Source organism: Streptomyces sp. AN091965 (assembly GCF_022698285.1).
In the GTDB taxonomy this organism is placed as follows: Bacteria; Actinomycetota; Actinomycetes; order Streptomycetales; family Streptomycetaceae; genus Streptomyces.
Map to the genome: position 1 here is coordinate 9489973 of NZ_JALDMY010000001.1, position 26525 is coordinate 9516497.

The following is a 26525-nucleotide window of genomic DNA, read 5'->3' on the forward strand; positions in this document are numbered from 1 at the left end:
TCATGGCTGATCCGGACCCGTCGACCCGTACGTCCTCCAGGGACCCGGAGCTCGGTTTCCCGCCCCCCGGCGCGGTGCTGCACCGGCTGCGCACCCAGCGGGGCATGTCGCTGCGCCAGGTGGCCGCGGAGTGCGGCCTGTCCGTGTCCTTCCTCGCCTCCCTGGAGCGCGGCGAGACCGACATCGCCCTGGAGCGGCTCGGGCGCCTGGCCAAGGTCTTCGGCCACGACGTCGGTTCGTTCCTCGGCTTCTCCCGGGGCCGCGCCACGCCCTCGGTGTACCCGAGGGAGGAACAGGAGACCCTGAACCGCGCCCCGGGAGTCGTCTACCGCGTGCTGCGCGCCCCCGAGCTCGGCTACCAGGTCGTCACGGGGGACTTCGCACCGCGCAGCGGCCTGGTCGAGGACCTCCAGCACGAGGGCACCGACCTGGTGACGGTCACCCGCGGCACGCTCGTGGCCCGCTACGACGGCGTCGACCACGTCCTGCGCGCCGGGGACTGCATCCAGTGGGCCGCGGGCCGTCCGCACACCTTCCGCAACGACGGCGACGAGCCCGCGCAGATGGTCGTGGTGCTGTTCTCCAGCCTGTACTGAGGCTCGGGGCGTGCCGAGCGGCGGGTCCGGGCCGCGGTGCGCCCGGACCCGCCCGGGGCTCGCCTAGCGGCGTGCGGCCGCCGCGGGCTTGGGCAGGGTGCAGCCGGGACGGTTCAGGTCGATCTTGTTGCCGGCGCCGACGCAGGGGACGACGATGTAGGTCTGCTGGGCGTATCCGATGTTGGGGCGGACGGTGACGTTGCCGTTCTGGTCGACCTCACAAGGGTTGTTGTCGGTGCAGCGCTGGCCGCTCTCGTTGATGGTGTTGTTGACGGCCACGACCTTGCCGGTCTGGTCGTCGATCACCGGTGAGCCGGAGGTGCCGCCGATGACCTGGCAGGGCTGGGTGTAGCGGAGCGAGTCCTTCCAGGTCCAGCGCCCCTCCTTGAGGCGGTACGCGAAGCCGTCGACGTTGCACTTGTACATCCGCTTCCAGTAGCCGGACGCGACGGTGATGGCGCGACCGGCCTGCGGGTGCGCGGCGTCGATGTCGAGGGCCTTGATGCCGTAGCGGGTCTCTATGTCGCGGTAGGTGCTGGTGAGTTCGTACAGCGAGACGTCGGTGTCGGTCATCGTGCCGTACGCGATCTTGCTGGCGCGTACGGTGCCCGCGTTGCCGCCGCTGGCGTTGAGGAGCGTGAAGCTGCGGGTCGACGGCCGGTCGACGATGACCTGACCCGGGCCGGGGAAGCCGGTCTCCAGGCAGTGGCCGTTGGACAGGACGAGCGCGCGGTCGGTGGGCTGCGAGCTGGGCACGCGGACGACGGAGCCGGAGCAGTTGCTGAGCGCCACGGTGCCCGCGAAGGTCACGGCCTTGGTGTTGACCTTGGTCTTGGCGGCGGGCTGCGTCCGTACCACCTGCTTGTCGGCCGTCGGCGCCTCGTTGCTGACGGCGGCCGCGGGCAGTGCCGTCGCGCCGAGCAGGAGCGCGGTGAAGACGGCACCGACGAGAGGCTTGTTCATGTGGGGGTCCCCTCTGATGGCTGTGTGACCGAAGGTGCTTCGGTTTTGTCATGCGCATCCTTGAGGGATCCTGCCGCCAGGACAAGACCGCGTACGGTCAAGTGCAGGGAAGACGCCGTGGGTTGTGGGCCCGTGGAGCCCGGCCGGGCCCGGCCGCTTCCGAACCAGCTGATGCCATAAGGGACTTCAGCACTCCTGTGATGAACTATATTCTGCTCTAGCGTACGATTTAACGTACGAGCTTCGCGTGGGACGCGCCCGCGGAGCCGAGGAGCGACGACTTCGGGAGGACAGTGTGGTTCCGGAACTTGTCAGGACCTGGGCGGTGGGCTGGACGGTGTCGCGGAGTACGCCGCCGCCGGTGGAGCGGCCCTGGGGGCTCTACCTCGACGTGGGCGCCCCCGGTCAAGTGGGGCGCCATGTGCTGCCGTACGCCACCGAGCCCGTCGTGCGCGCGGCGGCGGCCTCGGTGAGCGTGCCGGACACCTGGCTCAAGGTGCCCGGGGAGCCGGAGGACGTCGAACCCTGGCTGCCCGATGGCTGGGTGGTCGACAAGGAGGAGTCGGGCTACTTGATGTCCATGGCCCTGCGGGCCACGGCCCCGGCCGTACCGGACGGCTACACCGTGTCGGTGCGGACCCGCGACGGTGTCATCTTCGTGCGCCTGCACGACCGGGCGGGTGCCCTCGCCGCCCGGGGGCAGATGGCCGTCCTCGGTGAGGCCGCCGTCGTGGACCGCGTCGTCACGGAGGAGGCGCACCGCCGTCGGGGCCTCGGCAGCCACGTGATGCGCGTCCTCGCCGACGAGGCGCTCGCACGCGGCGCGGGCCTCGGCGTCCTGGGCGCGACCGACGACGGCCGGGCCCTGTACGAGGTGTTGGGCTGGAAGCTCAGTGCTCCGCTGGCGGCGTGCATCTACCGGCCGTGAGCCGACGCGCGGCGGTTCGCGGACTGCGGCACGCGTCCCATCAGACGCAGGAGGCGGTCCTGTTCGGACGTGCTCGGCGGCGGCGCCTGCGTCGGCCGCCCGAGCGGTCGCTGTCCACGAGAGGGCTCTCGCTGACGTCCTGGTGGATCCACGCGACGTTGTCGAGGATCCAGCGCACCGTGCGGGCGTCGAGCCGCTCGTCGAGCCGCACCGCGCGGGCGAGGCCCCAGGTGTACGTGACCGCGTCCCCTACGTACAGGCCGTGTCGACGTGGCCGATCAGCGTGGTGTCCGTGTCGTTCATGGTGCTCAGCCTGGCTCGCGGACGTCGCCGCTTCCGGTGGGCATCGGGCTCCGATGTGATCACTCGTGAGGGCGTGGACGGGCTGCCGTCCACGCCCTCACGTGGTCTCCGCTCAGGCGGCGGCCCGCTCCACGGGAATCCACAGCTTCGCGTCCGCCCGCGCCTGGTCCGCCGAGACGTCCACCTGGAGGATCTCGGGGCCCGGCCTGCTCCGGTACGGGTTCGACGGGAACCACTGCGTGAACACGTCCCGCCACAGGTGCTGGAGCGCCTGCGGGAACGGGCCGGAGTTCTCGAAGACGGCCCACGCCCCCGGGGGAACGGTGAGGACGTCCATGTCCTCCGGTGCCTCGGCGCCCGTCACCACGCCGTGGTAGTAGTCGAGTTCGGTCCCCTCGGCACGGCTGGGGTCGAGCTGGTCGCTGACCCCGACGACCCCCGTCGGTTCCTGGTCCGACAGCGCGGTGACGCGTCGCAGGGTCTCCGCGTCGATGCCGCGGATGAACTCGGCGATCGCGGGGTTGGCCCCTTCGTGGACGAGCGGGACGCGGGCCTTCTTGCCCACCACGCGGAACTCGTCCTTGTCCACGATCCGGTATCGCATACTGCTGCTCCCTTCGACGATGAGGCGGAAGGACATCCGGGGCTGGGAGCGCAGCGCCGCACCGGTGCGGCGGGCCTCGCTCGGCCCCACCCCGTGGACGGCGCGGAACGCACGCGCGAAGGCCTCGCCCGAGCCGTAGCCGTAGCGCACCGCGATGTCGAGCAGGGTGCGCTCACCGGCGAGCACCTCGGCACCCGCCGTGGACAGCCGCCTCAGGCGGACGTACTCCGACAACGGGACCCCCGCCAGCGCCGAGAACAGCCGCCGGAAGTGGTACTCCGACGTCATGGCGATGTGCGCGAGCTCGCTCACCTCGATCGGCTCGCCGAGATGTGCCTCGATGTGTTCCATGGCCTCGTTGAGCCGCTCCAGCACCCGGATCTCCTTCCCTTTCGCTCCCTCACGTTAGGGAGGAGTCACCCTGCCCGACCCGACATCCTGTGCCCGGAGCGGTCGGGTCCGGCGCGCGCAGCGCGTCCAGCACGGCGCGCACCGCGGCGCGCTGCGGTGCGCCGCGCCGGACGGCCGCCGTGATGGTGCGCGTCACGGGCGACGCGAGCTCGCTGGTGGCGACGCGATAGCGGCGGTCCACCGCCAGGCCGGGAAGCAGGGCGATGGACAGCCCCGCCTCGACGTGCTGGAGGGCCAGCATGTAGTTGCTGAACCGGCACACCACCCGCGGCTCGAACCGCGCCTGCCGGCACAGGCGCAGCGCGAGGTTCGCCATGTACGACTGCGGCATGTCGAAGGCCCACGGCTCGTCCGCGAGGGCCGCGAGGTCCACGGAGCCGCGCCCGGCCGCCGGATGCCCGGCAGGGACCACGAGCAGGATCGAGTCCGTGGCCAGCGGCACGAGGTCGAGGTCGGGCCCCAGCGGCAGCTCGTCGAAGTCCGTGGTCGTGATGATGAGGTCCGCGTCGCCGCCCCGCAGCGCGGGCATGCTCTCGTGCGGCTCCAGCTGGAGCACCTCGACGTCGAGGTGCGGATGCTCCCGCGCGAGCCGGGTCACCGCCGGTACGGCCATGGTGTGGACCGCGCTCTGGAACGCCCCGAGGCGCACGGGCCCGGCCGGTTCCTCGCCGAACCCGCGCAGCTCGGCCTCGACGCTGTCCATGTGGTCGAGGATCGCCCGGGCCCGCCGCGCCAGGATCAGTCCGGCCGACGTCAGGCGCACCCGGCGCCCCGTCCGTTCGATCAGCTGGGTGCGGGTCTCGGATTCGAGCACGGCGAGCTGCTGGGACACGCTCGACGGGCTCAGACTCGCGGCCTGGGCGACCGCCCGGACGGTGCCGAGGGTGTCGAGCTGGGTGAGCAGGCGCAGTCTCCAGGGGTTCATCACCTCACGATTATTGTTCGGCTCGTCCGAACAGGAAAGCCGGAATTGTGAGATGGACGCGTTGCTCGGGCGCCGCCTAACGTCGAGGGCATGGCTCCTTCGACCTCCCCTCCGTCCCCGGCCGCTCCGGCGACCGCCGCGCCCGGGCTGTCCTCTGTGTCGCCCGCGTCGCCCGCGTCGCCCGCGTCGGCCGCGTCGTCACGGTCGTCCCTGGTGTCGCCTTCGTCGTCGGAGGCCTTCTGGGCCGACGCCGAGCGGCATCTCGTCCGGTACGGCGGCGCGTTCACCCGCGAGATCATCGACCGGGCCGCGGGCAGCTTCGTGTACACCGCGGACGGCCGGAAGATCCTCGACTTCACCTCCGGCCAGATGAGCGCGATCCTCGGCCACTCGCACCCGGAGATCGTCGCGACCGTCCAGCACGGGATCGCGACGCTCGACCACCTCTTCAGCGGCATGCTCAGCCGCCCGGTCGTCGACCTCGCCCGGCGCCTCGCCGAGACCCTGCCCGCGCCGCTGGAGAAGGCGCTGCTCCTGACGACCGGTGCCGAGTCGAACGAGGCCGCCGTACGGATGGCCAAGCTCGTCACCGGAAAGCACGAGATCGTCTCGTTCGCGCGGTCCTGGCACGGCATGACGCAGGCCGCGGCGTCCGCCACGTACAGCGCGGGCCGCAAGGGCTACGGCCCGGGCGCCCCCGGCAACTTCGCCATCCCCGTGCCGAACGCCTACCGGCCCGACTTCACCACGCCCGACGGCGCCCTCGACTGGCGCCGCCAGCTGGACTTCGCCTTCGACCTGATCGACGCCCAGTCGACCGGCAGCCTCGCCGCGTGCCTCGTCGAGCCGATCCTCAGCTCGGGCGGGATCATCGAGCCGCCGCCCGGGTACTTCGCGGCCCTGCGGGACAAGTGCCGGGAACGCGGCATGCTGCTGATCCTCGACGAGGCCCAGACCGGCCTGTGCCGCACCGGGACCTGGTACGCCTTCGAGCGGGACGGCGTCGTGCCCGACATCCTCACGCTGTCCAAGACGCTCGGCGCCGGGCTTCCCCTCGCGGCCGTGGTCACCAGTGCCGAGATCGAACAGGAGGCGTACGAGCGCGGGTACCTGTTCTTCACCACGCACGTGGCCGACCCGCTGGTGGCCGCGGTCGGCAACACCGTCCTGGACGTCCTGGTCCGCGACCGGCTCGACGAGCGGGCGCGGTCCCTCGGCGCCTTCCTCCGCCAGGGCCTCACGGACATCGCCGAACGGCACGAGGTCGTCGGTGACATCCGGGGCCGGGGCCTGCTGGCCGGCCTTGAGTTCGCCGTCGACCCGGAGAGCGGGCGGAGCTCCAGCGAGCTGGGCGCACGCGTCACCCGGCGCTGCCTCGAACTGGGCCTGCACATGAACATCGTCCAGCTGCCGGGCATGGGCGGCGTCCTGCGGATGGCGCCGCCGCTGACCGCCACCGAGGACGAGCTGTCCCTCGGCCTGACGATCCTCGACCAGGCGATCAGCGAGGCCCGCGCCGGGCTCTGAGGGGGACACCCGGGCCGGGGCCCGACCCCTCGCGACAGGAGGGTCCGCACGCGCTGCCGGTCTGAGCGGCTCCTGGGCGGCAGGGGAGCGGCCCCGGCCGAAACCCACTGGCACGTTCGCGCCGTCACGGACGATCATCGAGCACATGAACGATCAACCCGCACGCTGGAGCCAGGCGACCGTCTACCCCGACATGTGGACGGACCCGGGCGACGACCCCCGCGACGGAGCCACGCCGGACGGCGAACTCGCGACGCTGCGGGACTTCCTCACGAACTACCGCCACACCCTGCGGATGAAGTGCGAGGGCCTGGACGCGGAGCAACTGGCCCGCCGGTCGGTGCCGCCGTCGACGATGTCGCTGCTCGGCCTGGTGCGCCACCTCGCCGAGGTGGAGCGGGACTGGCGCGGCTGGCTCGGCGCGGGCGGCCCGCCGCCGAAGCTGTACGGCGTGCGGGACGGGGACTTCGACGGCGCGGTCGCCGACCAGGCCGTCGTCGACGCCTCGTTCGCCGACCTGGAGCGCGAGCAGGCGGAGACCGACGCCGCGCTGGCCGGGTACGAGGACCTGGGCGAGCGCGTGGGCAAGGACAACGTCTCGATACGGGAGCTGCTGGTGCACCGCGTGGAGGAGTACGCCCGCCACTGCGGACACGCCGACCTGCTGCGCGAGTGCGTGGACGGGCGGGTCGGCCAGTGACCGCGTGACGCGGTCCCCGCACCACGGCCGGTGGACGTCCGTCTCCCACCGGCCGCGGTGGCCGGAACGTCAGGCGGGCAGCGCCGCCTCGACGGCGGCCACGACCTCGGCCGCGTCGGGCTCGGTCTGCGGGGCGAAGCGCGCGACGACCGCGCCGTCGGCGCCGATCAGGAACTTCTCGAAGTTCCAGCGGATGTCGCCGGTGTGGCCCTCGGCGTCCGCCGTCGTGACCAGGTGCTGGTACAGCGGGTGCCGCTGCGCGCCGTTGACGTCGACCTTCTCCGTCAGGGGGAACGTCACGCCGTACGTCGCCGAGCAGAACTCGGCGATCTCCTCGGACGTGCCGGGCTCCTGGCCCATGAACTGGTTGCACGGCACCCCGAGGACGGTGAAGCCACGGGCGGCGTACTGCTCGTGCAGCCGCTCCAGGCCCGCGTACTGCGGGGTGAGGCCGCACTTGGAGGCGACGTTGACGATGAGGACGGCCTTGCCCAGGTACTGGGACAGGTCCGCGGGGCCGCCCTGGAGGCTCTCGATCTCTACTGCGTCGTAGACAGACATGCTGCGGAGCCTACGCTCCGGCCGTGTCCGGCGCGGAGCCGGGCCGGGCGTCCCGCGGCGGCTCGTCGCGGTGCAGCCTGCCGCGGGCGACCAGCTCGACGGTGACGGCCGTGGCGATGGCCTGCACCGCCATCAGCGCGATGAGGACGAACAGCTGTACCGCGCCCGCCTGCACGGGTGAGGCGCCGCCGAGCAACATGCCGACGAACGCGCCGGGAAGCGTGACCAGGCCGACCGTGCGGGTCTGGTCGAGCCCGGGCAGCAGGGCGTCGGACGCGGCCGGACGGCAGACCTCCAGGCGGGCGTCGTGCGGGAGCAGACCGAGGGCCAGACCCGCCTCGAACTCGCCGAAGCGGGTGTGAAGTTCGTCCAGGGCGCGGCGCCCGGCGAGCACCGTGGCCGTGAGGGCGCCGCCGATGAGGATGCCCGTGACCGGGACCATGGCGATGCCCCGCACCGGGACGAGACCGGTCAAGGTGAGCCCGCAGACGACCGGCACGACGGGCGTCGCCAGGGGTACGGCCGCCCACCACCAGGTGCCGTTCGGGGTGATGCGGCGCCCCGCCGTGCGCGTGGCCACGACCAGCATGAGCAGCAGAAACGCGAACAGGGCCGCTGTGTGGTGGACCACCCAGCCGATGAGCAGGGAGACCGCGGTCAGCTGGGCCGCCGCCCGCACACCGGCCACGGCGACCTCCCGGGCCCGGCCGCGCGACCCGTCCGGCGAGAGCCGGAACACCGCCGTCACCGCGGCCGCCGCCAGGAGCAGGACCAGCAGGACGACACCGAGGATCACATTGGCGGGCAGCAGCGTCTGAGCAGCGAGTACACGCACGGACCCACCCTAGGCGCGGGGGCCGTAGGCTCCTTCCTACCGACGCGTTCGCCCCAGGGTGGGCCGAATGCGCCGGACGGACGTACGCAGCGACAGAAGGGCGACCAGTCATGGCGCAGCAAGTGCGGGGCGTGATCGCACGCGCGAAGGGCGAGCCGGTACGGATCGAGACGATCACCGTGCCGGATCCGGGGCCTGGGGAAGCCGTGGTGAAGGTCCAGGCGTGCGGGGTCTGCCACACCGACCTGCACTATCGCGAAGGCGGCATCAACGACGACTTCCCGTTCCTGCTCGGCCATGAGGCGGCGGGCGTCGTGGAGTCGGTGGGCGAGGGCGTCACCGAGGTCGCGCCGGGCGACTTCGTGATCCTCAACTGGCGCGCCGTGTGCGGCCAGTGCCGCGCCTGTCAGCGGGGCCGCTCCCAGTACTGCTTCAACACGCACAACGCGCGGCAGAAGATGACCCTCGCCGACGGCACCGAGCTCTCGCCCGCGCTCGGCATCGGCGCCTTCGCGGAGAAGACCCTCGTCGCGGCCGGGCAGTGCACCAAGGTCGACCCGGCCGCGTCCCCGGCCGCCGCGGGCCTGCTCGGCTGCGGCGTGATGGCCGGGCTCGGCGCGGCCATCAACACCGGCGGGGTGACCCGGGGCGACTCGGTGGCCGTCATCGGCTGCGGCGGCGTCGGCAACGCGGCGGTCGTCGGGGCCCGGCTCGCCGGCGCCGCGAGGATCATCGCGGTCGACATCGACGACCGGAAGCTGGAGACCGCCCGCGGCCTCGGCGCGACCGACACCGTCAACTCCCGCTCGGCCGACCCCGTCGAGGCGGTCCGGGAGCTGACCGGTGGCTTCGGTGCCGATGTCGTCATCGACGCCGTCGGCCGCCCGGAGACGTACGAGCAGGCCTTCTACGCCCGTGACCTCGCGGGCACGGTCGTCCTGGTGGGCGTGCCGACCCCGGACATGCGCCTCGACCTGCCGCTGCTCGACGTCTTCGGGCGCGGCGGCGCGCTCAAGTCGAGCTGGTACGGCGACTGCCTGCCCTCGCGGGACTTCCCCATGCTCATCGACCTCTACCGGCAGGGGCGGCTCGACCTCGACGCGTTCGTGACCGAGACGATCGCGCTCGACGAGGTGGAGAAGGCCTTCGAGCGGATGCACCACGGCGACGTGCTGCGCTCGGTGGTGGTCTTCTGATGGCGCCCGCGACCGCGGGCCCCGTCCGCGTTGAACACCTCGTCACCTCCGGCACGTTCTCCCTCGACGGCGGCACGTGGGACGTGGACAACAACGTCTGGATCGTCGGTGACGACCGCGAGGTCCTGGTCATCGACGCCGCGCACGACGCCGACGCCATCGCCGATGCCGTGGGCGACCGGCGGGTCGTCGCCATCGTGTGCACCCACGCCCACGACGACCACGTCGACGCCGCCCCCGCGCTCGCCGAGCGCACCGGCGCGCCCGTCCTGCTGCACCCGGACGACCTGGAGCTGTGGAAGCTGACCCACCCGGACCGGGCGCCGGACGGTGACCTTTGCGACCGCCAGGAACTGGACGTGGCAGGCACGACCCTGACGGTCCTGCACACCCCGGGCCACTGCCGGGGCGCGGTCAGTCTGCACGCGCCCGAGCTGGGCACGGTGTTCACCGGGGACACGCTGTTCGCGGGCGGTCCGGGCGCCACGGGGCGGTCCTTCAGCGACTTCCCGACGATCGTCGAGTCGATTCGTGAGCGGCTCCTGACGCTGCCGCCGGAGACGGTGGTGCGCACCGGCCACGGCGACAACACGACGATCGGCGCGGAGTCCGGTCACGTGGAGGAGTGGATCGCGCGCGGCCACTGAGCGGACGGATCCCCCGGGAAAGCCACCTGCGGACATCCCCGTAGGTGGCTTTTCCACGCTGCTAACCTGTAGCAGGTGAACATAGATACTGACCCTTACGTCGTGCGTGCCGAGACGCCCTCCGCCGAGACCTACCTCCACCTGCGCGCCGCCTCCGGCCTGAGCCCCCGCACGGCCGAACAGGCCGCGGCCGGACTGCCCCACACCTGGCACGCGGTCACCGTGTACGCCGGGGACGAGCCGGTCGGCATGGGCCGCGTCGTCGGTGACGGCGGGTGCGTCTTCCAGATCGTCGACATGGCCGTCCTGCCCGCACATCAGGGGCAGGGGCTGGGCAAGCGGATCATGGCCGCGCTCGTCGACGAACTGGAGCGCCGCGCGCCCGAGGGGGCGTACGTCTCGCTCATCGCGGACGGCGACGCGCGCTTCCTGTACGAGAAGTTCGGCTTCCGCGACACGGCGCCCGCCTCCATCGGGATGCACCGCTGGACCTGACGGGGCGTGGCGCCGGGGGAAACCGTGTCGATCCGGTGAGGGCGGCGCGCCGCAGGTCACGCGTGCTGGCAGCGCTCCCCGATCTCCGATAAGTTAGGCAAGGCTTACCTAATGGAGGTTGAGGATGGGTGTCCGACACATCAGCACGACCATGCCCGCGGCAGCGGCGCGCGCCCGCTCCGTGCTCGCCACCGCCTGGTCCTGCGCGGTGACCACGGAGATCGGCAGGGACGAACTCCTCGGTGCCCACAGCGTCACCGAGCGAGGTGCCGTACGCCTCGATCCGCCGGAGGACAGCGCCCTCGCGGCCGCCCTCATCTGCGCGCCGCGCGGCGCGCCGTCCACCCTCGTGGAGTTCGCGGACGTCTCGCCCGTGCCGGTGCGGGACCGGGTGCGCAGCAGGTTGTGGCTCTCGGGGTCGCTCACGGCCACCCACGACGAGCTCCTCTTCGAGCCGACCACCGTCGTTCTGCACGACACCCACGGCCGTACCGGCATCGACCTCGAGGAGTTCGCGCTCACCGACCCCGATCCGCTGGCCCACGCCGAGTCCCGGCTGCTCACCCATCTCGCGGACTCCCACCCGGACGCCGTCGAGCAGCTCACCCGGCTCATCGCCGCGGAGAGCCTGAGCGGCGTGGTGAACGTCAAACCCTTGGCCGTCGACCGTCACGGCCTCACCCTGCGCCTCGAACGCGTCAGCAGCCAGGCCGACGTGCGCCTGCCCTTCGACGCGCCCGTCGAGGACCTGGGCCAGGTCAGCGAGCGGATGCACGCCCTGCTCACGAAGGCGCGCCTGCTGCGCCGCCCCGCGCTGCGCCCGGCGCCGCCGGAGTCCTGAGGGCCGTCGGCGGCCGAACCGCTGTTCCTCGCGCGGGAGATGAGGCCGTCGTCGCGCCAGGGTCGGTTACCGTTCGCCGGAGTGATCCAGGCATGATGGGCACCATGAGCGCGCAGAGTAAGTCTTTGCCCAACGATCCGGTGGAACCGGTTCAGGCCCTGATCGTCGTCGACATGCAGTCCGCCTTCGTCTCCGGCGACGACGCCATCCCTCACGTCGAGCGTGTGCTCCAGCGCACCGAACAGCTCATCGCCAAGGCCCGTGCGGCCGACGCCCTCGTCGTCCAGCTCCAGAACGACGGCCCGGAAGGCGCCACCGACGAGCCGGGCACGCCCGGCTGGCGGCTCCACCTGCCCGTGGACGCCGACCGCGGCGAGGTCGTGATCCGCAAGGAGTACGACGACGGCTTCGAGGAGACCGAACTGGAGGAACTGCTGCGCGAGGAAGGCGTCACCTCCCTGGCCATCTGCGGCGTCATGTCGGAGATGTGCGTCAGCGCCACCGCGCGCACCGCGCTCGACCTGGACTTCCGCGTGGTCATGCCGCACGACGCCCACGGGACGTACGACATCCCGGCGGCCGAGGGCATCAGCGACGCCGTACCGGCGGCGACGGTGTCGCGCGTCGCCGAGTGGGCCCTCGGCGACGAGGTCGAGGTCGTGCCGAGCGCCGATGATGTGAGCTTCACCGCGTCCTGAGGCGCGCCCGTACGAAGGGCTGTCCGCCCGCCCGTGCGGCGGGCGGACAGCGGGCGCCGAGGGGGCGGCGCGTGTCACTTGCCGGTCGAGCCCGCCCGCGCCGCGAGGACCCCGGCCACCTCGTACAGATAGCGGTTGACCGGCGTCGGCGTCCCGGTGCGCTCGCCGAGCCGGACCACCGAGCCGTTCCAGGCGTCCAGTTCCGACGGACGGCCGGACAGGATGTCGCGCTGGAGCGACGAGGTGCCCTCGGCGGGCTGCTGGTCGATGAAGTCCAGCGTCCTCGGCACGATGTCCTCCGGCAGCGGCACGTCGTGGGCCGCGGCCAACCGCTGGATCTCGGTCATGCCCTCGACCAGCAGCCGCCGTGTCCCGGGCCGGGAACGCAGCACGCCGAACGGCGCGTCCGTCACCGTACCGAGCCCGCCGAACGGCACCACGAACAGGAACTTGGCCCACAGCTCCGCCCAGATGTCGTCCGGCACGGCGGCGGCCACGGACGCGCCCGTGAGCGTGGACACCAGGCGCGTCACGCGCTCGGACGCGCCGTTGTCCCACTCCGCGAACGCCAGCGCCGCGGGCCCGCCCACGTGGCGCACGCGCCCCGGCCCGTCGAGGTGCGCGATGATCTTCGCGGTGCCGGGCAGGACCGCACCGCGACCAACCTCCCGAGCCACCTGCTCGGGGGCCTCCACGCCGTTCTGGAACGTCACGACGGCCGTGTCGGCGCCGACGAGCGGCTTCAACGCGGCGATGGCGGAGGGCAGTTGCCAGGTCTTGACGCACAGCAGGACGTAGTCGACCTCGCCGATGTCGCGGGTGTCGTCGGTCGCCCGCACCGGCGCCACGGCGAAGTCCCCGGCCGTGCTGTCCACGCGCAGGCCGTCGCGCCGCAGGGCCTCCAGATGGGCGCCCCGCGCCACGAAGCGCACGTCGTGCCCGGCGGCGGCGAGCCGCCCGCCGAAGTACCCGCCGATCCCGCCGGTACCGATCACCGCGACGCGGACCTGCTCCGCCGCTGCCTTCCCCACCATGGAGAACCCCCTTGTATCGCCGGTCGTCACACCGGGCGGCCACGGCCCGGATCAGGTCACCCTATGCCGGGGCCGCGGACCGGGTGCGTACCCCCTCACAGGGGCAGCGCGCACACCGCCATGGGCGCCGCGAACGGCTCTCCGGTCGGGGTGAGTTCCCCCGTGCCCGCGTCGACGCGGAAGACGCTCACCGAGCCGGAGCGCTGGTTGCTGGCGAACAGCAGCCGCTGCGTGGGGGAGAAGGCGAGGTGCCGGGGGAAGTCCCCACCCGCGGGCGTCGTGCCGAGGAGGCGGAGCCGGGCCCCGCTCTGCTCGACGGCGTACCGCGCCAGGGAGTTGTGCCCCCGGTTGGCGACGTAGGCGAAACAGCCGTCGCGGGTCACGAGAGGCTGCGCGGGATAGTTCGTGAGGCCGGACGGCGTGCCGGTGGACTGCGGCTCACCCGGTGTCACGCGTCCCGTCGTGGGGTCGTAGGCGCAGACCACGACCGTGTTGTCGAGTTCGTTGGCCACGTAGGCGAAGCGCCCCGAGGGGTGGAACGCGAGGTGTCGGGGCCCCGCGCCCGCCCGCAGCGTGACCCGGGTGACCGGGCGCAGCGTGCCCGCGTCCGTGTCGAGGCGGTACGTGTACACGGTGTCGGTCCCGAGGTCGACGGCCAGGACGTGGCGGCCGTCCGGGGACGTCACGACCTGGTGGGCGTGCGGGCCCTGCTGCCCGGGGCCCGGCTGCGGCTCGGTGTGCCTGACGAGGCCGGTGCGCTCGCCGAGCGCGCCGGAGTCCTCGATGGGGTGCACGGCCACGCTGCCGGAGGAGTAGTTGGCGCTGAGCAGCCAGCGGCCGCTCGGGTGCACGGACAGGTGACAGGGGCCGTCGCCCCCGGTGTCGCGGGTGCCGAGCACCCGGTGGGCGCCGTCGGGGGAGAGCGCGACGGCGGTCACGCCGCCCGGCGACCGCTCGTTGACGCAGTACAGCGTCCGCCCCGAGGGATGTGCCACCAGATAGGACGGGTCGAGCACCCCGGTGAGCGTCCCTGCGCCCGTGATGCGGCCCGTCGTGTCGTCGTACGTGGCCAGGCCGATGCCGGCGCCGCCGCCCGGCTCGGAGGTGTAGGTGCCGAGGAAGAGGGGGCGCCCGCTGCTCCCGCTGCTGGAGAGGGGCGCGGCCCCGGCGGACGTGGTGGTGACGGCCCCGGCTGCGGCCGCGGCGAGTGTCGTAGCGATGAACCGGCGTCTGTCCATGCTGCACCTCGTGTGTCAGAAGTGACGGTAGTGGCGATGTGGCAGCCACCTTGGACCCTGGTCCGTTGAACAGGCAATAGTCGCAACATGAGTTGCATCATGTGCAACGGGTAAGAGGGACGACGATCGACGTCCTCCACCCCCTTCTGAACAGCGCCGTCAGCCTTTGCCCTCCGGCCCCCGCGCATTTGCCAACGCATCCGCGTACAGCCGGAACAGGCGCGGGGAGGGCCGCTGGGGGTCCCCGGTCGACCGCGCCGCGCGCAGGAGGCGCTCCCAGCAGTGCGCGGTGAGGGCCCTGGCCCGGGTGCCCGGCCAGGGCTCGGGCAGCAGCTCGGGAGGCAGGAGCGGGTCGGGCTTCATGGCCGCGGAGAACGCGGCGGCGAGCGTGACGGCCAGGATGAGCTGCTCGACGCCCGTCGGCTCGGGGGAGCCGTCCAGCTCCGCGAGGCAGGACTCCGCGTAGGCCGCGAGCCGGTCGTGGCGGTCGGCGATCTCCGGCAGCGGCCACAGGGACGCGGCCAGCTCGCGAGGCGCCTCCACCCCACCGATGCGCAGATCCGTGCTGGTGAGGAAGGTGACCGAGGACAGCACGCCGAGATGGCGCGCCTGGGCCTCCACCAGATCCTCGACGGCGTTGGCGCACACGTACAGGCCGCCCTGGACCGGGGCGGCGCCGAGGTGCAGGAGGGCGTCCCGCAGCGCGTCGCGGGCGGCGCGGCTCGACTCGGGCACGGCGAAGGCGAACACGTGCCAGACGCCGTCCCAGGGCGCGAGCCCCCGGTCCTGGCGGTACGCGTGCCGCACGTACGCGGCGTCCGGGGCGAGGGAGCCGGTGGCGTCGGCGACGGCGCGCAGCACCGCCTTGCGTCCCCGGCCCTCGTGTGTGAACCGGCCCTCGCCGACGAGCCGTTTGACGCACAGCCGGACCTGCTGGTCGCTCATGCCGAGGACGTTCGCGACCGTGTACAGCTCGCCCGCGTCGACGGTGCCGTCCTCGCGCACGAGGGCGTGGACCAGCAGACGCGTCGGGATCTCCGGCCGGTCGGCCGGTGCGCCGGTGCCCTCGCGTGCGGTGGTGCTCATCGTTCCTCCTGGTCTGCTGCCGAATCCGCGGCCGTGACCGCGCGGTGCATGGTCGTCACCGCGTCGAAGCCCATCAGACGGCGCAGATACGGCGTGCGCCGGGTCCGGGTCGCCGTGAAGCCGTGCCGTTCGTAGAGGGCGCGGGCCCGCGGGTTGACGTCGATGACGTCCAGACGGACGCGGCGGCAGCCCGCCTCGGCCGCGACGGCGGCGACCTCCCGCAGCAGCAGGCTGCCGATGCCGTGACCGCGCTGGTCCGCGGCCACGGCGATGCCGTCCATGACCAGCTCCCCGGCGGCGGGCGTCCGCTCGAACAGGGCGAGCACCGCGAGCCTCGGCAGACCGCCGAGCGGACCGTACGCGGACAGGACGTCGCGTGCGCCCCCGCCGGTCAGCGCGCGTCCGCCCAGCTGGAACCCGGCGACCGCGACCACCCGGTGCCCGCGCACCGCCACGACGCCCCGGTCGTGGTGGAGATGGCGGGCGAGGAAGGACCGTCCGGCGTCGGGCGGGCCGAGACCCGCCCCCAACTTCCGCCCGAAGGCCTCCCAGTAGAGCGCGGCGACCTGCTCCTCCGCGCCTGCGGGAACGCCGCGCCGCACCTCGATCTCCCCGCCCGTGGCCGCGGTGGGCCCGTGGTGCGTCGCGCTCATCGGTACCGCCCCCTGTCGCGGGAAGGGCTCCTCGTCCGGAGAGCCCTCTTGCGCGATCGAGTGTATTACGTTCATTCTCTCTACGAGAGTTTTCCAAATGATAGTTAGGTGGGGGTGGGTCATGCGCGGGCATCCACGAGGGGCATCCGGGGAGCGACGGAGGCGGAAGCGATCGAAGGGGGAGGGGGCGTGACCGAGACGACCGTTCGCCGACCGGACGCCCCCGCCCGGCCGCGTCTGACCGACGTCGACGCCCTGCGCGGCTTCGCGCTCCTGGGCATCCTGCTGGTCAACATCCACTACCTGGCCTCCGCCCACCACGGCTCCGGAGTGGAGGACCCGGCCTTCGGCGCGCCGCTCGACACGGCCGTCCGCGCCGTGACCGCGGTGCTGTTCGAGGCCAAGTTCTTCCTGCTGTTCTCGTTCCTCTTCGGCTACAGCTTCACCTTGCAGCTCGCCTCGGCGGAGCGCGCCGGGGCCCGCTTCACCCCGCGCTTCCTGCGGCGCCTGGCGGGCCTGTTCGTGCTCGGGGTCCTGCACGCGGTGCTGCTGTTCCCCGGCGACATCCTCACCACGTACGCGGTGCTCGGGCTGATCCTGCTGGCCCTGCGCCGGGTGCGACCGCGCACCGCCGTGCGCGTCGCCGTCATGCTGTTCGCGCTCACGGCGGCGGGGTACGCGCTGCTCGCGCTCGTCGCCCACGCGGCGCGTCTGAGCCCCGACCTCGCGGCGGCGGCCGCCGGTGCCGACGAAGCCACGGCGGCGCTGCGCTCCGGCCCCGCCTCGGTCGTCGGCGCGCACCTGGACGAGCTGCCCGACGTGGTGTTCCTGCTCGTCTTCTTCCAGGCGCCCGCGGCCCTGGCGGCCTTCCTCCTGGGCCTGGCCGCGGGCCGCCACCAGACCCTGGCCGCCCTCGACCGCCACCAGTGCCTCCTGCGGCGGCTCCAGGCCGTGGGCTTCCCGGTCGGCCTGGCCGGTGGGGTCGTGTACGCCCACGCGAGCCTCGCGCACCCGGGAACCGCGTACCAGGTGCTCGCCCTGGGCGTCGACGTGATCACCGCCCCGCTGCTGGCGGCCGCCTACGCCGCGACGGTGCTGCGCGTGGTGCGGTCCCCCCGGGGCCGGGCGGTGAGCGCCGCGCTGGCCCCCGCGGGCCGGATGACCCTGACGAACTACCTCACGCAATCCCTCGTCTGCGCCCTGCTGTTCACCGGCTACGGCACCGCCCTCGTCGGCCGCGTGTCCCCGCTGGGCGTCACGGCCGTGGCCTTCACGCTGTTCGCCGCGCAGGCCGCTGCCTGCCGCTGGTGGCTGCGCGGCCATCCGTACGGGCCCGTCGAATGGCTGCTGCGGGCGGCGACCCACCTCGCCCGGCCCAGGTGGCGCGCCTAGGGCCTGTCCGATGGGTCGGCGCGGCGTCGCGGCGTCTGGCACGCACGCTCGCCGCGTTGCCGAAATGCCCTAGTAGCTCCGCTACGAGGACATCCCTGCGCCTTGCGATCGCACGCACCAGACGCCGCTCCTTGCTCCACGCCGACCCATCGGACAGGCCCTAGGCCGGGCGCCGCTCACGCCGCCGCGCGCGAGCGGCGCCGGTAACCGCCGGGGGCCTGCCCGTACTCGCGCTTGAAGGCCTTGGCGAAGGCGTACTCGGAGCCGTAGCCGGTGCGGGCGGCGACCGTGGTGAGGGGGACCTCGGACTCCCGCAGGAGCTGGGCGGCGGTCGTCATCCGCCAGCGCGTCACGTACGCCATCGGCGGCTCGCCGACCAGCGTCGCGAAGCGGCGGGCGAAGGCCGCGCGGGACAGGCCCGCGCGGTCGGCCAGCGACTCGACGGTCCACTGGTTGGCCGGGTCCGTGTGGATCGCGGTGAGGGCCGGGGCCACCGCGGAGTCGCTGAGCGCGGCGGCCCAGCCCTTGGCGGCCGACGGCGGCTGGTCCTCCAGCCAGGCCCGCAGGATGTACAGCAGGAGCGAGTCGATCAGGGCGGGGACGATCCCGGCCGAGCCGATGCGCGGGTGCTCCAGCTCGGTGCCGAGGAGCTGCACGGCGGTGCTCAGCTCGGGGTGGCGGCCGCGCCCGGTGGACAGGTGGACGACCTCGGGCAGCTGGCCCACCAGCGGATGCGGCCGCCCCTGGTCCAAGTGGTAGTTGCCGCACAGCAGACTGGTGCGCGGCCCTTCGCCGCCGAGCGAGACCGTGCCGATGGGCGATCCCGGGCTGAACTGCTCGGCCCGCTCCTCCTCGGCCGGGGTCGAGGGGTGGTCGGCGAGGACGTGCGCGGTGCCGTCCCGCAGGAAGACCACGTCGCCCGTACTGAGAGCGACCGGTGCCAAGTGGGGCGCGCCCACGGGGATCAGCCAGCACGTGCCGTGCAGCACCACGTGGAACCCGGCACCCGCCACGGAGGGGAGGCGCAGGCCCCAGGGCGCGCGCCCCTCGGTGCGCACGGATGTGGGATGCCCGGTCCGCATCGAGCTCAGCGCCTCGGTCAGGATGTCCAACGCCCCGCCCCTTCGTCGTCGTCCACGATCGGGCTGCCCACGATACGGCCCGTTGATCAAGCGACGGTCAACACCACCTTGCCCTGCGTGCGGCCCGACCCCACCAGCTCGTGGGCCTTGGCGGCTTCGGTGAGGTCGAAGGTCGCGGAGACGTGCGGCCGTATCCGCCCGGCGTCGATGAGCTGGGCGATCGCCTCCAGGGACGCGTAGTCCGGCTCCACGGAGACGCCCGCGAATCGCCGGCCCGCCTCCTCGACGGCCGCGGCCAGCTCCTGGTTCCCGTGCTCCATGATGCTCACCAGGGTCCCGCCGGGACGCAGCACCGACAGCGAACGCGCGCCGTCGGACGAGGAGTCGAAGACCACGTCGAGGTCCTTGACGACCTCCGTGTAGTCGGTGGTGCGGTAGTCGATGACCTCGTCGGCGCCCAGGCCGCGCACGAAGTCGTGCTTGGCAGCGCTCGCCAGGGCCGTCACATGCGCCCCGCGCGCCTTCGCGATCTGCACGGCGAAGTGCCCGACGCCGCCCGCGGCGCGGTGGACCAGCACGCGCTGGCCCTCGGTCAGCCGTGCCGCGTCGACGAGGCCCTGCCACGCGGTGAGCCCGGCGAGCGGCACCGAGGCCGCGTGCACGTGGTCGACGGTGGCGGGCTTGCGGGCCACCTGGCGCGAGGGCACGGCGACGTAGTCCGCGTACGCGGTGGCCGCACGCGGGAAGAACGGCATGCCGAACACCTCGTCACCGGGCTTGAACCGGGCGCCCGGTGCCGCCTCCTCGACGACGCCGGAGATGTCCCAGCCCACGCCGTACGGCGGCTCGCCGAGCAGTGGGTAGAAGCCCGCCCGGACCGCCACGTCGACCGGGTTCACGCTGCTGGCGTGCACCCGGACGAGCACCTCGCCACCGAGCGGAGCGGGGCGTTCGGTCTCCACGGTCTCCAGGACCTCGGGACCGCCGAAGGACTTCTGGATGACGGCGCGCATGTCGGTCTCTCCTTCTGCTGGGGGCGGGGCGCGGAGGTGATCCCCGGTCCCGCCCGGCGTGTTGATGTGCTCAACCCTAGGAAGATCGAACGATCCGATGAATATCCTGCACGCTTTCACAGATGTCCTGTCGTCTTGTGCGGGTAGAGGGTGGGCCATCTCCGAACGCTGGAGCCTTGCGGCCGCCGCGTGGGGTGCGGCCCGGCCGGCCCGCCTCGGGCGAAGCGCCGTGTGACGCCTCGGGCGAACGCGGGCTCCGCCGCGCGGCGGAGGCGGGTGCGCCGGGGGAGCGACCCTGGTAGCGGCGCCGGCCCGCCCGGGTGCCGCGCGCCGCGGCCCTCTGGGCCGTCATGAGCGCAGCCGTACAAGCGGTCTGGGCGGTGTCGGGCACCGGTGTACCGCTGGCGGGCGAGCGGTACTACCCGTCCGCCGTGCTGCTCGGCACGTCCGTCGCGAGCCTCCTCGCCGCAGTGGTGGGCCTGGCTTCGACGGGGCCGCTCACCCGGCGGGGCCGGATCGCGGTCGGGGTGTCGTTCGGCGTGCTGATCCCCGCGCACGGCTGGACCATGCCGGGGCTTCCCCCGGCCTTCGTGACGCTGGCCTCCGGCTCGGGCGTCGACAGTGTCACCGGTCTGGTGCACCTGCTCCTCACGGCGGGGAACGCGGTCCTGCTCACCGCGCTCGCCGTGGTCCACCGCCGTCACCTGAAAGGCCGTTGCCCCCGCTGCGGACAGGCCCACACCGGCGCGAGCGACGGGCCCATGGCGCATCCGGCGCCGGTGCCCGCACCGCGCCGGACGAGGGCCACGGCGTACGTCCTGCTGTGCGGCCTGCTGCCGTGGGCCGGGGTGAAGACCGTGTGGCTGTGCGGCGGCGACGCGATCGGTGTGCGTGGCGAGGCCTGGCAGCGGGAGGTCGAGGCGGAGTCGTCCGGGGTTTCCCGGGTCCTCGCCTCCGTGGGGATCGACGTCACGGTCCTCGCGGCGCTCCTCGGCGTCTTCCTGCTCCTCGGTCTCCTGCACCGCTGGGGGCAGGTGTTCCCGCGCTGGGCGCCGCCGCTGGCCGGGCGGCGCGTGCCCCGGCTGCTGCCGCTCGTACCGGCCTGGCTCACCGGCGCCGGACTGGCCTGCTACGGAACGCTCCTGACCCTCGGCGCCGCGCTCATGGCCTTCGGCGTCCTGCCGAGCCTGGAGCCCGAGGGCGTGTTCACCACCGGCTCCGGGCTCGCGTGGATGGTGGCGTTCGGCGGCTTCGCCTTCGGTGGGCTCGGCTGGGCCCTGCTCATCGGCGCGCGCTCGTACGCCGAGCGGACCCGGCCCCGATGCGTTTTGGCCGAATAGGCGTCACCAGGCATGTCATATCGGTCAGTCGACCCCTCCGAGCTGCGAAGGGGTCATCTGCGCGGGTGAACCTTTGTTCCCGCACCGCGGTGCGGGAACAGCCATCAACGCAGACGAGGAGCCACTGAGTGGACCACAGCCGTGTGATCCGGATCCGTACGACCCTGGCCGCGATGGGAGTGACGGCCACGCTCGCGACGGCCGTGGCGGCGGCCCCCGCCGCGACCGCGGCTCCGGCACCGAAGCCGCCGACGTCGACCGGCGCGCCGCACGAGCCGTGCACCGGCACCTTCCAGGACGACGCGCGTCTCGGCCCCCAGTGGCTGCCGAAGAAGGGACAGCGGCCGGTCGGCCCGCTCCTCAAGGGCTGGAAGCGCACCGGAAAGCTCACTCCGTCCGCGTTCCTGAAGAAGTACTGGGAGGGTCCGGCGGACACCGGCAGTTGGAAGTACCCGCCGAACGACGGCTTCGAGACGGTCAACGGCCAGGTCGACAAGCACCGCGAGACCCTGGAGGCGGGCGAGCGCCTGGACCGCTTCGGCTCCGAGTACGGCTCCTTCCTCGCGCCCGCGGGCGACTCCTACGCGGAGCGCGCCCTGCCGCCGCAGAACCTGAACACCCGCGACGCCGCGTACGCCTGCGACTATCGCGTGTACAAGGTGGCCAAGCCGTTCGACGTCTGGCAGGGCGGCATAGCCCCCTGGTTCGAGCAGCCCGGCGGCGGCGAGCAGATCAAGCTCGACCCCGCCTTCCTCAACCCGGGCGAGGGGCAGCGCCTGAACGTGAAGTGGCTCCTCGACCACGACTACCTGAAGCCCGCCAAGGCCTGACGGCGATCGGGCACGCACGGTGGACGTCCAGGCCCTGCGGTCCGCGCTGTGCGCCGCCGACGTGGCCGACGGCTACTACTGGATCGAGGGCGTCCACGAACCGGCGCCCACGCCCCCGGACTTCGCGTACCTACGCGGTGACGGAGAGGGGGCGTGGGAGCTCGGAACGTACGAAAGAGGGGAGTGGCATCCGCTGGCACGAGGCCTGGACGAGAGCGAGGCGTGCCGGCGGATGCTGCGGCTCCTGACCTGAGGGAGCGGCGCCACGGCCACGGGAAACCCGCCCCGCCGTATGCGCCACCCACCCCGGTCACATGGGGAACGACAGGAGCCGGACCTCTCCCGCGGGCCAGTCCGCTCCGTCCCGCAGCGGCGTCCACATCGTGCGCAGCGGCATCACCACGGGCCCTTCGGCCTGCTCGACGTGCACGTCCTGGTCGAGCGCGCGCCAGCCGAGGCGCTCGTAGAGCGCGACGAGCGGGGGACGGCAGAAGAGCAGCCCGTGGCGCGGTCCCATCGTCCGGGCGTGGTCCAGGGCGGCGGCCACGACGGTGCGGGCGAGACCGCGTCCGCGCACGTCCGGCGCGACGGCCACGCCGCCGATGCCCACGACCTCGGTCGTGGTGTCGCCGATCGCTATGGGCAGCCGCAGCACACCGGCGTGGGCCACCAGACGGCCGTCGAGACGGACGCCGAAGTGCTCGTCCTTGGGCAGCCAGGTGAGGCCGGTGTCCGCGACGCCGAAGGGGTCGGGGCCGTCGCCGAGGATCTCGTTCTGGTCGGCGGGCGCGTACTCCGCGAGCCGCACGGCGGTCGCCGGTTCAGACAGGTGATCAGTCATGTCGGCATGATCCCTCAGCGGCGGGGGAGGGAACCCGCCGGGTCAGCGCTCGACGGGAATGAGACCGCGCTCGTACGCCTTCACCAGGCGCTGCGGCACGTGAACGGTGATGCCGTCGACCGTGACCGGGACCAACTGGGCCGTGCTGGCCTTCCATTGGGCACGGCGGTGACGCGTGTTGCTGCGGGACATCTTCCGCTTGGGGACGGCCATCGTGAACCTCCTGGGGGTGGGGGGGCGCGAACACGCCGACCGTACATGAAAATGGCTTCCATTAACAAAAGAGGGGCTGGTGAGGCATGGGTCGGTCATCTCGCGAGGCGCCCGGTCGGCCGTCTCACGCCGCCGTCGCGACGACGACCGCCCACGCGACGTAGACCGCGTTCACGAGCAGCCGCGCTCCCACGCCCCACCCGGAGCAGAGGACTCCGGGACGCGTCCGGACATGGCGGACGGCATCGAGGTGTGCCGTCTGGAACGCCGTGAACAGCGCGGCCGCCGACCAGCCGCCCACTCCGCGCGCGGACGGTTCGAGCAGTAGGGCGGCCAGGGCCAGTTCCGCCAGCGCGCTGCCGACGACGAAGGCCGCCGGGCGCGGCAGCCAGTCGGGCACGAGGGAGCGGAAGTAGACGGGGAAGGCGAAGTGCGCGACGGACGTGATGCACAGGAACAGGGCGAGGGCCGGGGCGGCGAGCGTGGTCATGCACCGATGATCAACACGGGCGCGGGCCCGCGTATTGAACGGAACGGCTGAACACAGCATCCGGATGCGGCGGCTGGAGAGGATGGTGGGCGGGATGGCGCGGCCGGGCGGTCACGGTGGGCGGAGCGAGCCTTCCGGCGGGGACGGCCTGCCCGGGCCGCGCTTCGCCGCCCGGCACGGGCTCAGCCTCTTCGCCGAGCCCTCCGCGTACGCGGTCCCGCGCCATCGCCACCCCGTCTGGAAGGTCGTCCTTCCGCTGAGTGGTGGCGTCCGCGTGGACGGCGGGGCCGGTGCGGGCGTGCTGGTGCCGCCGCAGCACGCGCACACCTGCGCCACCTCCGCCGGTTTCGTCGCCGTGTTCGTGGATCCGTGGTGCGTACGGGCGGACCCGTCCGGGCCTACGTGGCTCGACGAGCGGGCGGTGGCCCGACTGCTCGCCGCGTGGCGCGAGGACGCGTCGGCCCTCGGGCACGAACTCGCCGGCGTCGCCGGGGAGCCCACCGCCGTCGATCCACGCGTGGCGCACGCCGTACGGGCGAGCGCCCTGGCGGAGCGGCTCGACGGCGTGGCCGCCGACGTGGGCCTCTCCCCGGGCCGCCTGCGCACCCTCGTCCGTACGGAGGTGGGTGTTCCGCTCGCGGTGATGCGGCGCTGGCAGCGGCTGCGTACCGCCGTGGGCGCGCTGCTCACCGATGGAAGCGCCATCGCGGACGCGGCCCTCGGCGCGGGCTTCGCGGATCAGGCGCACCTCACCCGCACCGTGCGGGCGCTCGCCGGACGCACGCCCGCGTCGCTGCTGCGGCGCTGAACCACGGCGGCCGGTGGCATCCCCGTTGACCCTCACGCCACGTCAGGCCGCACGCTGTACGCCGACGAAAGGGAAAGCGCCATGAGCTACACCGTCGGGCAGGTCGCCGGCTTCGCCGGAGTCACGGTCCGCACCCTGCACCACTACGACCGGGCCGGACTGCTCGCGCCCGGTGCCCGCAGCCCGGGCGGCTACCGCCTCTACAGCGACAGCGACCTCGCCCGCCTCCAGCAGATCCTGTTCTACCGGGAGCTGAGCTTCGCGCTCGACGAGATCGCCGAGATCCTGGCGGACCCGCAGGCCAACGCGCTCGACCAGCTGCGGGCCCGGCGCCAGGCGCTGCGGGAGCAGATCGGCAAGCTGGAGCGGCTCGTGGAGGTCGCGGAGCGGGCCATGGAGGTGCAGCAGACCGGCGTGCGGCTCAGTCCGCGCGAGCGGTTCGAGGTGTTCGGCGAGATCGACTTCGACCTCAGTTACGCCACGGAGGCGGAGCTGAAGTGGCAGGACAGCGCCGGGCACCGGCAGGCCATGGCCCGGGCCGCCGAGCACTCCAAGGAGGACTGGGCCCGCATCATGGGCGAGGCGGCGTCCTGGCGCGCCGAGGTGCTCGCGGCCTTCGACACGGGCGAGCCCGCCGACGGGCCCACGGCCAGGGCGCTCGCCGAGCGGCACCGGCAGCACGTCGGCCGCTGGTTCACGGACTGCCCGCCCGACATGCACCTGCGCATAGCCGACGACTTCGTGGCCGACCCGAGGGCGTTCGCCCTGCTCGTGCCACCCGCGCAACAGCGACCAGGACTCGCGCGCTACCTGTGGAAAGCCATCCGGGCGAACACCACCGCACACGACCCCGACAACCCTCACTCTCACCCTAAACCTGAGGGTGAGAGTGGCGTGTCGTCAGCTAAAGAAGCGGCCTCAGGTGAAGAAGCGGCCTCACGTGATGCAGCAGCCCCACGTCGAGCCGAGGAACCCCGACCCCCAGCCGAAGGAAGCCGATGAAGATCCTGATCACCGCGGCCGGTTCGTACGGTGACATCGCCCCGTACACGGGCCTCGGCGCCCACCTGGGCGCGGCGGGCCACGACGTCACGCTCGCCGCCCACGACACCTTCGAGCACCTGGTGCGCGGCTCCGGTCTGCGGTTCCGCTCCCTGCCCGCCGACCCGGGGACGAGCGGGCCCGCCGCGACCCGCAAGGACCTGATCCGGGCTGCGAGCGCGTTCGTACGGCGGCTGGGCGCGGGAGTCGCCGACGCCGCCGCGGAGGGCGCCGACCTGCTCGTCCTGTCCACCACCACGGCACCGCTCGGCTGGCAGCTCGCGGAGGCCATGGACGTGCCGACTCTGGGCGCCTACCTCCAGCCCGCCCATCCCACCCGCGCCTTCGCGCCCGTGGTGAGCGGCGCACGCTCCCTGGGCGGCTGGGGCAACCGTGCCGCGGGCCGCCTCTCGCTGCGCGTGGTCGACCGCGTCTACGCCGACGCGATCCAGGACCTGCGGGCCCGGCTCGGTCTGCCCGCCGCCGCGCCCGCCGCCGTCCGTGCCCGGCAGGAAGCGGGGCGTCGGCCCGTGCTGCACGGCTTCTCACCGGCCGTCGTGCCGCGCCCGGCCGACTGGCGGGACGGGCTCGACGTCGTGGGGAACTGGTGGCCGCACCTCGTCCCCGGCGCCCGGCTGCCGACCACCGTCGAGGAGTTCCTGGACGACGGCCCGCCGCCGGTGTTCATCGGCTTCGGCAGCATGGCTGCGGGCGAGGGCGAGCGGCTGAGCGAGCTGGCCGTCGCGGCCCTGCGCGGGGCCGGGCTCCGCGGCGTCCTCCAGACCGGCCGGGCCGGACTCGACGCCACGGGCGACGGCATCCTGACGGTCGGTGAGCTGCCGCACGCCCTGCTCTTCCCCCGCGTGGCGGCCGTGGTCCACCACGCGGGCGCGGGCACGACGGCGGCGGGGCTGCGCGCCGGGGTCCCCGCCGTGCCGGTGCCGGTCGCCGCCGATCAGCCCTTCTGGGCGGCCAGGCTGACCGCGCTGGGCGCCGCGCCCGCCCCCGTCCCGTTCAAGAAGCTCACCGCGGAACGCCTCGCCGACGCCCTCACCCGTGCCGTCCGCGACGGCACGCACACGGCTGCGGCACAGGCCGTCGCCCGTGTGCTGGCGGCGGAGGACGGGGCGGGGCAGGTCCTCAAGGCCGCCGAGCGCATCGGGTGCCCCTGACTTCGGGCGCGCCTGAGGGGGAGAGCCCGCGCCCGGCCGCCCCGGGGCGGTGGCCGCTCCGC

General features: G+C 73.2%; 31 protein-coding genes. 16 read left to right on the forward strand and 15 right to left on the reverse strand.

Annotated features, from left to right (window positions below; translation table 11 throughout):
- The first annotated feature begins 2 nt into the window (after positions 1–2).
- On the forward strand, positions 3–596 hold the full coding sequence (locus tag MQV74_RS39135) for a helix-turn-helix domain-containing protein (protein WP_242728253.1): 594 nt from the start codon (positions 3–5) through the stop codon (positions 594–596).
- Between the two features lie 63 nt (positions 597–659).
- Here MQV74_RS39135 and MQV74_RS39140 read toward each other — a convergent pair whose 3' ends face one another.
- Positions 660–1559, reverse strand: coding sequence for a S1 family peptidase (locus MQV74_RS39140; protein WP_242728254.1), 900 nt, complete (start codon positions 1557–1559; stop codon positions 660–662).
- Between the two features lie 295 nt (positions 1560–1854).
- Here MQV74_RS39140 and MQV74_RS39145 point away from each other — a divergent pair, with 295 nt between their 5' ends.
- Positions 1855–2487 carry a GNAT family N-acetyltransferase gene (locus MQV74_RS39145; protein ID WP_242728255.1) on the forward strand — a complete coding sequence of 211 codons (633 nt, stop codon included), beginning with the start codon at positions 1855–1857 and terminating at the stop codon, positions 2485–2487.
- A 40-nt stretch (positions 2488–2527) separates the two neighbouring features.
- Here the strand turns inward: MQV74_RS39145 and MQV74_RS39150 are convergent, their stop codons facing one another.
- The 3 genes from MQV74_RS39150 to MQV74_RS39160 all read right to left on the reverse strand — a co-directional run bounded on the left by MQV74_RS39150 (position 2528) and on the right by MQV74_RS39160 (position 4730).
- Positions 2528–2698 carry a hypothetical protein gene (locus MQV74_RS39150; protein WP_242728256.1) on the reverse strand — a complete coding sequence of 57 codons (171 nt, stop codon included), beginning with the start codon at positions 2696–2698 and terminating at the stop codon, positions 2528–2530.
- 204 nt (positions 2699–2902) lie between these two features.
- Positions 2903–3769: an AraC family transcriptional regulator gene (locus MQV74_RS39155; RefSeq protein ID WP_242728257.1), complete on the reverse strand. Its 867-nt coding sequence runs from the start codon at positions 3767–3769 to the stop codon at positions 2903–2905.
- Positions 3770–3794: 25 nt separating this feature from the next.
- A complete protein-coding gene (locus tag MQV74_RS39160) occupies positions 3795–4730 on the reverse strand; it encodes a LysR substrate-binding domain-containing protein (RefSeq protein WP_242728258.1) in 936 nt (311 codons plus the stop codon).
- A 90-nt stretch (positions 4731–4820) separates the two neighbouring features.
- Between MQV74_RS39160 and MQV74_RS39165 the strand changes: the two genes are divergently transcribed.
- Entirely contained in the window at positions 4821–6257 is a 1437-nt protein-coding gene (locus MQV74_RS39165) for an aspartate aminotransferase family protein (protein WP_242728259.1), read from the forward strand.
- Between the two features lie 145 nt (positions 6258–6402).
- On the forward strand, positions 6403–6957 hold the full coding sequence (locus tag MQV74_RS39170; protein ID WP_242728260.1) for a DinB family protein: 555 nt from the start codon (positions 6403–6405) through the stop codon (positions 6955–6957).
- Positions 6958–7026: 69 nt separating this feature from the next.
- Here the strand turns inward: MQV74_RS39170 and MQV74_RS39175 are convergent, their stop codons facing one another.
- Both MQV74_RS39175 and MQV74_RS39180 read right to left on the reverse strand, forming a co-directional pair.
- Positions 7027–7518 (reverse strand): glutathione peroxidase, encoded by a 492-nt coding sequence (locus MQV74_RS39175; RefSeq protein WP_242728261.1) that lies wholly within the window; start codon positions 7516–7518, stop codon positions 7027–7029.
- Positions 7519–7528: 10 nt separating this feature from the next.
- Positions 7529–8353, reverse strand: coding sequence for an ABC transporter permease (locus MQV74_RS39180; protein ID WP_242728262.1), 825 nt, complete (start codon positions 8351–8353; stop codon positions 7529–7531).
- 110 nt (positions 8354–8463) lie between these two features.
- Here MQV74_RS39180 and MQV74_RS39185 point away from each other — a divergent pair, with 110 nt between their 5' ends.
- The 5 genes from MQV74_RS39185 to MQV74_RS39205 all read left to right on the forward strand — a co-directional run bounded on the left by MQV74_RS39185 (position 8464) and on the right by MQV74_RS39205 (position 12230).
- Entirely contained in the window at positions 8464–9549 is a 1086-nt protein-coding gene (locus tag MQV74_RS39185) for an S-(hydroxymethyl)mycothiol dehydrogenase (protein ID WP_242728263.1), read from the forward strand.
- Entirely contained in the window at positions 9549–10196 is a 648-nt protein-coding gene (locus MQV74_RS39190; protein WP_242728264.1) for an MBL fold metallo-hydrolase, read from the forward strand. Before MQV74_RS39185 ends, MQV74_RS39190 begins: the two co-directional genes overlap by 1 nt.
- Positions 10197–10277: 81 nt before the next feature.
- On the forward strand, positions 10278–10691 hold the full coding sequence (locus tag MQV74_RS39195) for a GNAT family N-acetyltransferase (RefSeq protein ID WP_374120821.1): 414 nt from the start codon (positions 10278–10280) through the stop codon (positions 10689–10691).
- A gap of 124 nt (positions 10692–10815) precedes the next feature.
- Positions 10816–11532, forward strand: coding sequence for a DUF2470 domain-containing protein (locus MQV74_RS39200; RefSeq protein ID WP_242728266.1), 717 nt, complete (start codon positions 10816–10818; stop codon positions 11530–11532).
- A gap of 104 nt (positions 11533–11636) precedes the next feature.
- Positions 11637–12230 (forward strand): isochorismatase family protein, encoded by a 594-nt coding sequence (locus tag MQV74_RS39205; protein ID WP_242728267.1) that lies wholly within the window; start codon positions 11637–11639, stop codon positions 12228–12230.
- A 74-nt stretch (positions 12231–12304) separates the two neighbouring features.
- On the opposite strand, the gene MQV74_RS39210 is transcribed toward MQV74_RS39205, so the two are convergent.
- From MQV74_RS39210 to MQV74_RS39225, 4 genes are all read right to left on the reverse strand, one after another.
- The gene (locus tag MQV74_RS39210; RefSeq protein ID WP_242728268.1) at positions 12305–13264 is read right to left on the reverse strand and encodes a 2-dehydropantoate 2-reductase; all 960 of its coding nucleotides are present in this window, start codon (positions 13262–13264) and stop codon (positions 12305–12307) included.
- A 95-nt stretch (positions 13265–13359) separates the two neighbouring features.
- The gene (locus MQV74_RS39215; RefSeq protein WP_242728269.1) at positions 13360–14502 is read right to left on the reverse strand and encodes a lactonase family protein; all 1143 of its coding nucleotides are present in this window, start codon (positions 14500–14502) and stop codon (positions 13360–13362) included.
- Between the two features lie 159 nt (positions 14503–14661).
- Complete coding sequence (locus MQV74_RS39220) at positions 14662–15588, reverse strand: PaaX family transcriptional regulator C-terminal domain-containing protein (protein WP_242728270.1); 927 nt, start codon at positions 15586–15588, stop codon at positions 14662–14664.
- On the reverse strand, positions 15585–16241 hold the full coding sequence (locus MQV74_RS39225) for a GNAT family N-acetyltransferase (RefSeq protein WP_242728271.1): 657 nt from the start codon (positions 16239–16241) through the stop codon (positions 15585–15587). The genes MQV74_RS39220 and MQV74_RS39225 overlap by 4 nt, the downstream gene beginning before the upstream one ends.
- Before the next feature lie 189 nt (positions 16242–16430).
- On the opposite strand from MQV74_RS39225, the gene MQV74_RS39230 reads away from it, so the two are divergent.
- Positions 16431–17633, forward strand: a complete 1203-nt coding sequence (locus MQV74_RS39230; RefSeq protein WP_242728272.1) for a DUF418 domain-containing protein — start codon at positions 16431–16433, stop codon at positions 17631–17633.
- A 176-nt stretch (positions 17634–17809) separates the two neighbouring features.
- Here MQV74_RS39230 and MQV74_RS39235 read toward each other — a convergent pair whose 3' ends face one another.
- Both MQV74_RS39235 and MQV74_RS39240 read right to left on the reverse strand, forming a co-directional pair.
- Positions 17810–18745, reverse strand: coding sequence for an AraC family transcriptional regulator (locus MQV74_RS39235; protein WP_242728273.1), 936 nt, complete (start codon positions 18743–18745; stop codon positions 17810–17812).
- A gap of 56 nt (positions 18746–18801) precedes the next feature.
- Positions 18802–19728, reverse strand: a complete 927-nt coding sequence (locus MQV74_RS39240) for an NADP-dependent oxidoreductase (protein WP_242728274.1) — start codon at positions 19726–19728, stop codon at positions 18802–18804.
- Between the two features lie 350 nt (positions 19729–20078).
- Here MQV74_RS39240 and MQV74_RS39245 point away from each other — a divergent pair, with 350 nt between their 5' ends.
- From MQV74_RS39245 to MQV74_RS39255, 3 genes are all read left to right on the forward strand, one after another.
- Positions 20079–21068 carry a hypothetical protein gene (locus tag MQV74_RS39245; RefSeq protein ID WP_242728275.1) on the forward strand — a complete coding sequence of 330 codons (990 nt, stop codon included), beginning with the start codon at positions 20079–20081 and terminating at the stop codon, positions 21066–21068.
- A 143-nt stretch (positions 21069–21211) separates the two neighbouring features.
- Positions 21212–21898 carry a TNT domain-containing protein gene (locus MQV74_RS39250; protein WP_242729380.1) on the forward strand — a complete coding sequence of 229 codons (687 nt, stop codon included), beginning with the start codon at positions 21212–21214 and terminating at the stop codon, positions 21896–21898.
- 19 nt (positions 21899–21917) lie between these two features.
- Positions 21918–22151, forward strand: coding sequence for a hypothetical protein (locus MQV74_RS39255; protein ID WP_242728276.1), 234 nt, complete (start codon positions 21918–21920; stop codon positions 22149–22151).
- A gap of 57 nt (positions 22152–22208) precedes the next feature.
- Here the strand turns inward: MQV74_RS39255 and MQV74_RS39260 are convergent, their stop codons facing one another.
- The 3 genes from MQV74_RS39260 to MQV74_RS39270 form a co-directional block, all read right to left on the reverse strand.
- On the reverse strand, positions 22209–22739 hold the full coding sequence (locus tag MQV74_RS39260; RefSeq protein ID WP_242728277.1) for a GNAT family N-acetyltransferase: 531 nt from the start codon (positions 22737–22739) through the stop codon (positions 22209–22211).
- Positions 22740–22781: 42 nt separating this feature from the next.
- Positions 22782–22952 carry a 50S ribosomal protein L32 gene (gene rpmF / locus MQV74_RS39265; protein WP_242728278.1) on the reverse strand — a complete coding sequence of 57 codons (171 nt, stop codon included), beginning with the start codon at positions 22950–22952 and terminating at the stop codon, positions 22782–22784.
- Positions 22953–23076: 124 nt separating this feature from the next.
- A complete protein-coding gene (locus tag MQV74_RS39270; RefSeq protein WP_242728279.1) occupies positions 23077–23442 on the reverse strand; it encodes a hypothetical protein in 366 nt (121 codons plus the stop codon).
- Positions 23443–23536: 94 nt separating this feature from the next.
- Between MQV74_RS39270 and MQV74_RS39275 the strand changes: the two genes are divergently transcribed.
- The 3 genes from MQV74_RS39275 (at position 23537) to MQV74_RS39285 (ending at position 26463) form a co-directional block, all read left to right on the forward strand.
- Positions 23537–24250, forward strand: a complete 714-nt coding sequence (locus MQV74_RS39275; protein WP_242728280.1) for a helix-turn-helix domain-containing protein — start codon at positions 23537–23539, stop codon at positions 24248–24250.
- Positions 24251–24331: 81 nt separating this feature from the next.
- Positions 24332–25252 (forward strand): MerR family transcriptional regulator, encoded by a 921-nt coding sequence (locus MQV74_RS39280; RefSeq protein ID WP_242728281.1) that lies wholly within the window; start codon positions 24332–24334, stop codon positions 25250–25252.
- Entirely contained in the window at positions 25249–26463 is a 1215-nt protein-coding gene (locus MQV74_RS39285) for a glycosyltransferase (RefSeq protein ID WP_242728282.1), read from the forward strand. Before MQV74_RS39280 ends, MQV74_RS39285 begins: the two co-directional genes overlap by 4 nt.
- The last annotated feature ends 62 nt before the right edge of the window (positions 26464–26525 follow it).

Excerpts from the sequence above, each read along its gene's own strand:
- MQV74_RS39135 (WP_242728253.1), top strand. The coding sequence starts at position 3 with ATGGCTGATCCGGACCCGTCGACCCGTACGTCCTCCAGGGACCCGGAG.
- MQV74_RS39270 (WP_242728279.1), bottom strand. The coding sequence starts at position 23,442 with ATGACCACGCTCGCCGCCCCGGCCCTCGCCCTGTTCCTGTGCATCACG.
- MQV74_RS39240 (WP_242728274.1), bottom strand. The coding sequence starts at position 19,728 with ATGCGCGCCGTCATCCAGAAGTCCTTCGGCGGTCCCGAGGTCCTGGAG.
- MQV74_RS39280 (WP_242728281.1), top strand. The coding sequence starts at position 24,332 with ATGAGCTACACCGTCGGGCAGGTCGCCGGCTTCGCCGGAGTCACGGTC.
- MQV74_RS39175 (WP_242728261.1), bottom strand. The coding sequence starts at position 7,518 with ATGTCTGTCTACGACGCAGTAGAGATCGAGAGCCTCCAGGGCGGCCCC.
- rpmF (WP_242728278.1), bottom strand. The coding sequence starts at position 22,952 with ATGGCCGTCCCCAAGCGGAAGATGTCCCGCAGCAACACGCGTCACCGC.
- MQV74_RS39205 (WP_242728267.1), top strand. The coding sequence starts at position 11,637 with ATGAGCGCGCAGAGTAAGTCTTTGCCCAACGATCCGGTGGAACCGGTT.
- MQV74_RS39160 (WP_242728258.1), bottom strand. The coding sequence starts at position 4,730 with ATGAACCCCTGGAGACTGCGCCTGCTCACCCAGCTCGACACCCTCGGC.
- MQV74_RS39285 (WP_242728282.1), top strand. The coding sequence starts at position 25,249 with ATGAAGATCCTGATCACCGCGGCCGGTTCGTACGGTGACATCGCCCCG.
- MQV74_RS39225 (WP_242728271.1), bottom strand. The coding sequence starts at position 16,241 with ATGAGCGCGACGCACCACGGGCCCACCGCGGCCACGGGCGGGGAGATC.
- MQV74_RS39220 (WP_242728270.1), bottom strand. The coding sequence starts at position 15,588 with ATGAGCACCACCGCACGCGAGGGCACCGGCGCACCGGCCGACCGGCCG.
- MQV74_RS39275 (WP_242728280.1), top strand. The coding sequence starts at position 23,537 with ATGGCGCGGCCGGGCGGTCACGGTGGGCGGAGCGAGCCTTCCGGCGGG.
- MQV74_RS39260 (WP_242728277.1), bottom strand. The coding sequence starts at position 22,739 with ATGACTGATCACCTGTCTGAACCGGCGACCGCCGTGCGGCTCGCGGAG.
- MQV74_RS39215 (WP_242728269.1), bottom strand. The coding sequence starts at position 14,502 with ATGGACAGACGCCGGTTCATCGCTACGACACTCGCCGCGGCCGCAGCC.
- MQV74_RS39165 (WP_242728259.1), top strand. The coding sequence starts at position 4,821 with ATGGCTCCTTCGACCTCCCCTCCGTCCCCGGCCGCTCCGGCGACCGCC.
- MQV74_RS39190 (WP_242728264.1), top strand. The coding sequence starts at position 9,549 with ATGGCGCCCGCGACCGCGGGCCCCGTCCGCGTTGAACACCTCGTCACC.
- MQV74_RS39185 (WP_242728263.1), top strand. The coding sequence starts at position 8,464 with ATGGCGCAGCAAGTGCGGGGCGTGATCGCACGCGCGAAGGGCGAGCCG.
- MQV74_RS39170 (WP_242728260.1), top strand. The coding sequence starts at position 6,403 with ATGAACGATCAACCCGCACGCTGGAGCCAGGCGACCGTCTACCCCGAC.
- MQV74_RS39210 (WP_242728268.1), bottom strand. The coding sequence starts at position 13,264 with ATGGTGGGGAAGGCAGCGGCGGAGCAGGTCCGCGTCGCGGTGATCGGT.
- MQV74_RS39200 (WP_242728266.1), top strand. The coding sequence starts at position 10,816 with ATGGGTGTCCGACACATCAGCACGACCATGCCCGCGGCAGCGGCGCGC.
- MQV74_RS39245 (WP_242728275.1), top strand. The coding sequence starts at position 20,079 with ATGAGCGCAGCCGTACAAGCGGTCTGGGCGGTGTCGGGCACCGGTGTA.
- MQV74_RS39140 (WP_242728254.1), bottom strand. The coding sequence starts at position 1,559 with ATGAACAAGCCTCTCGTCGGTGCCGTCTTCACCGCGCTCCTGCTCGGC.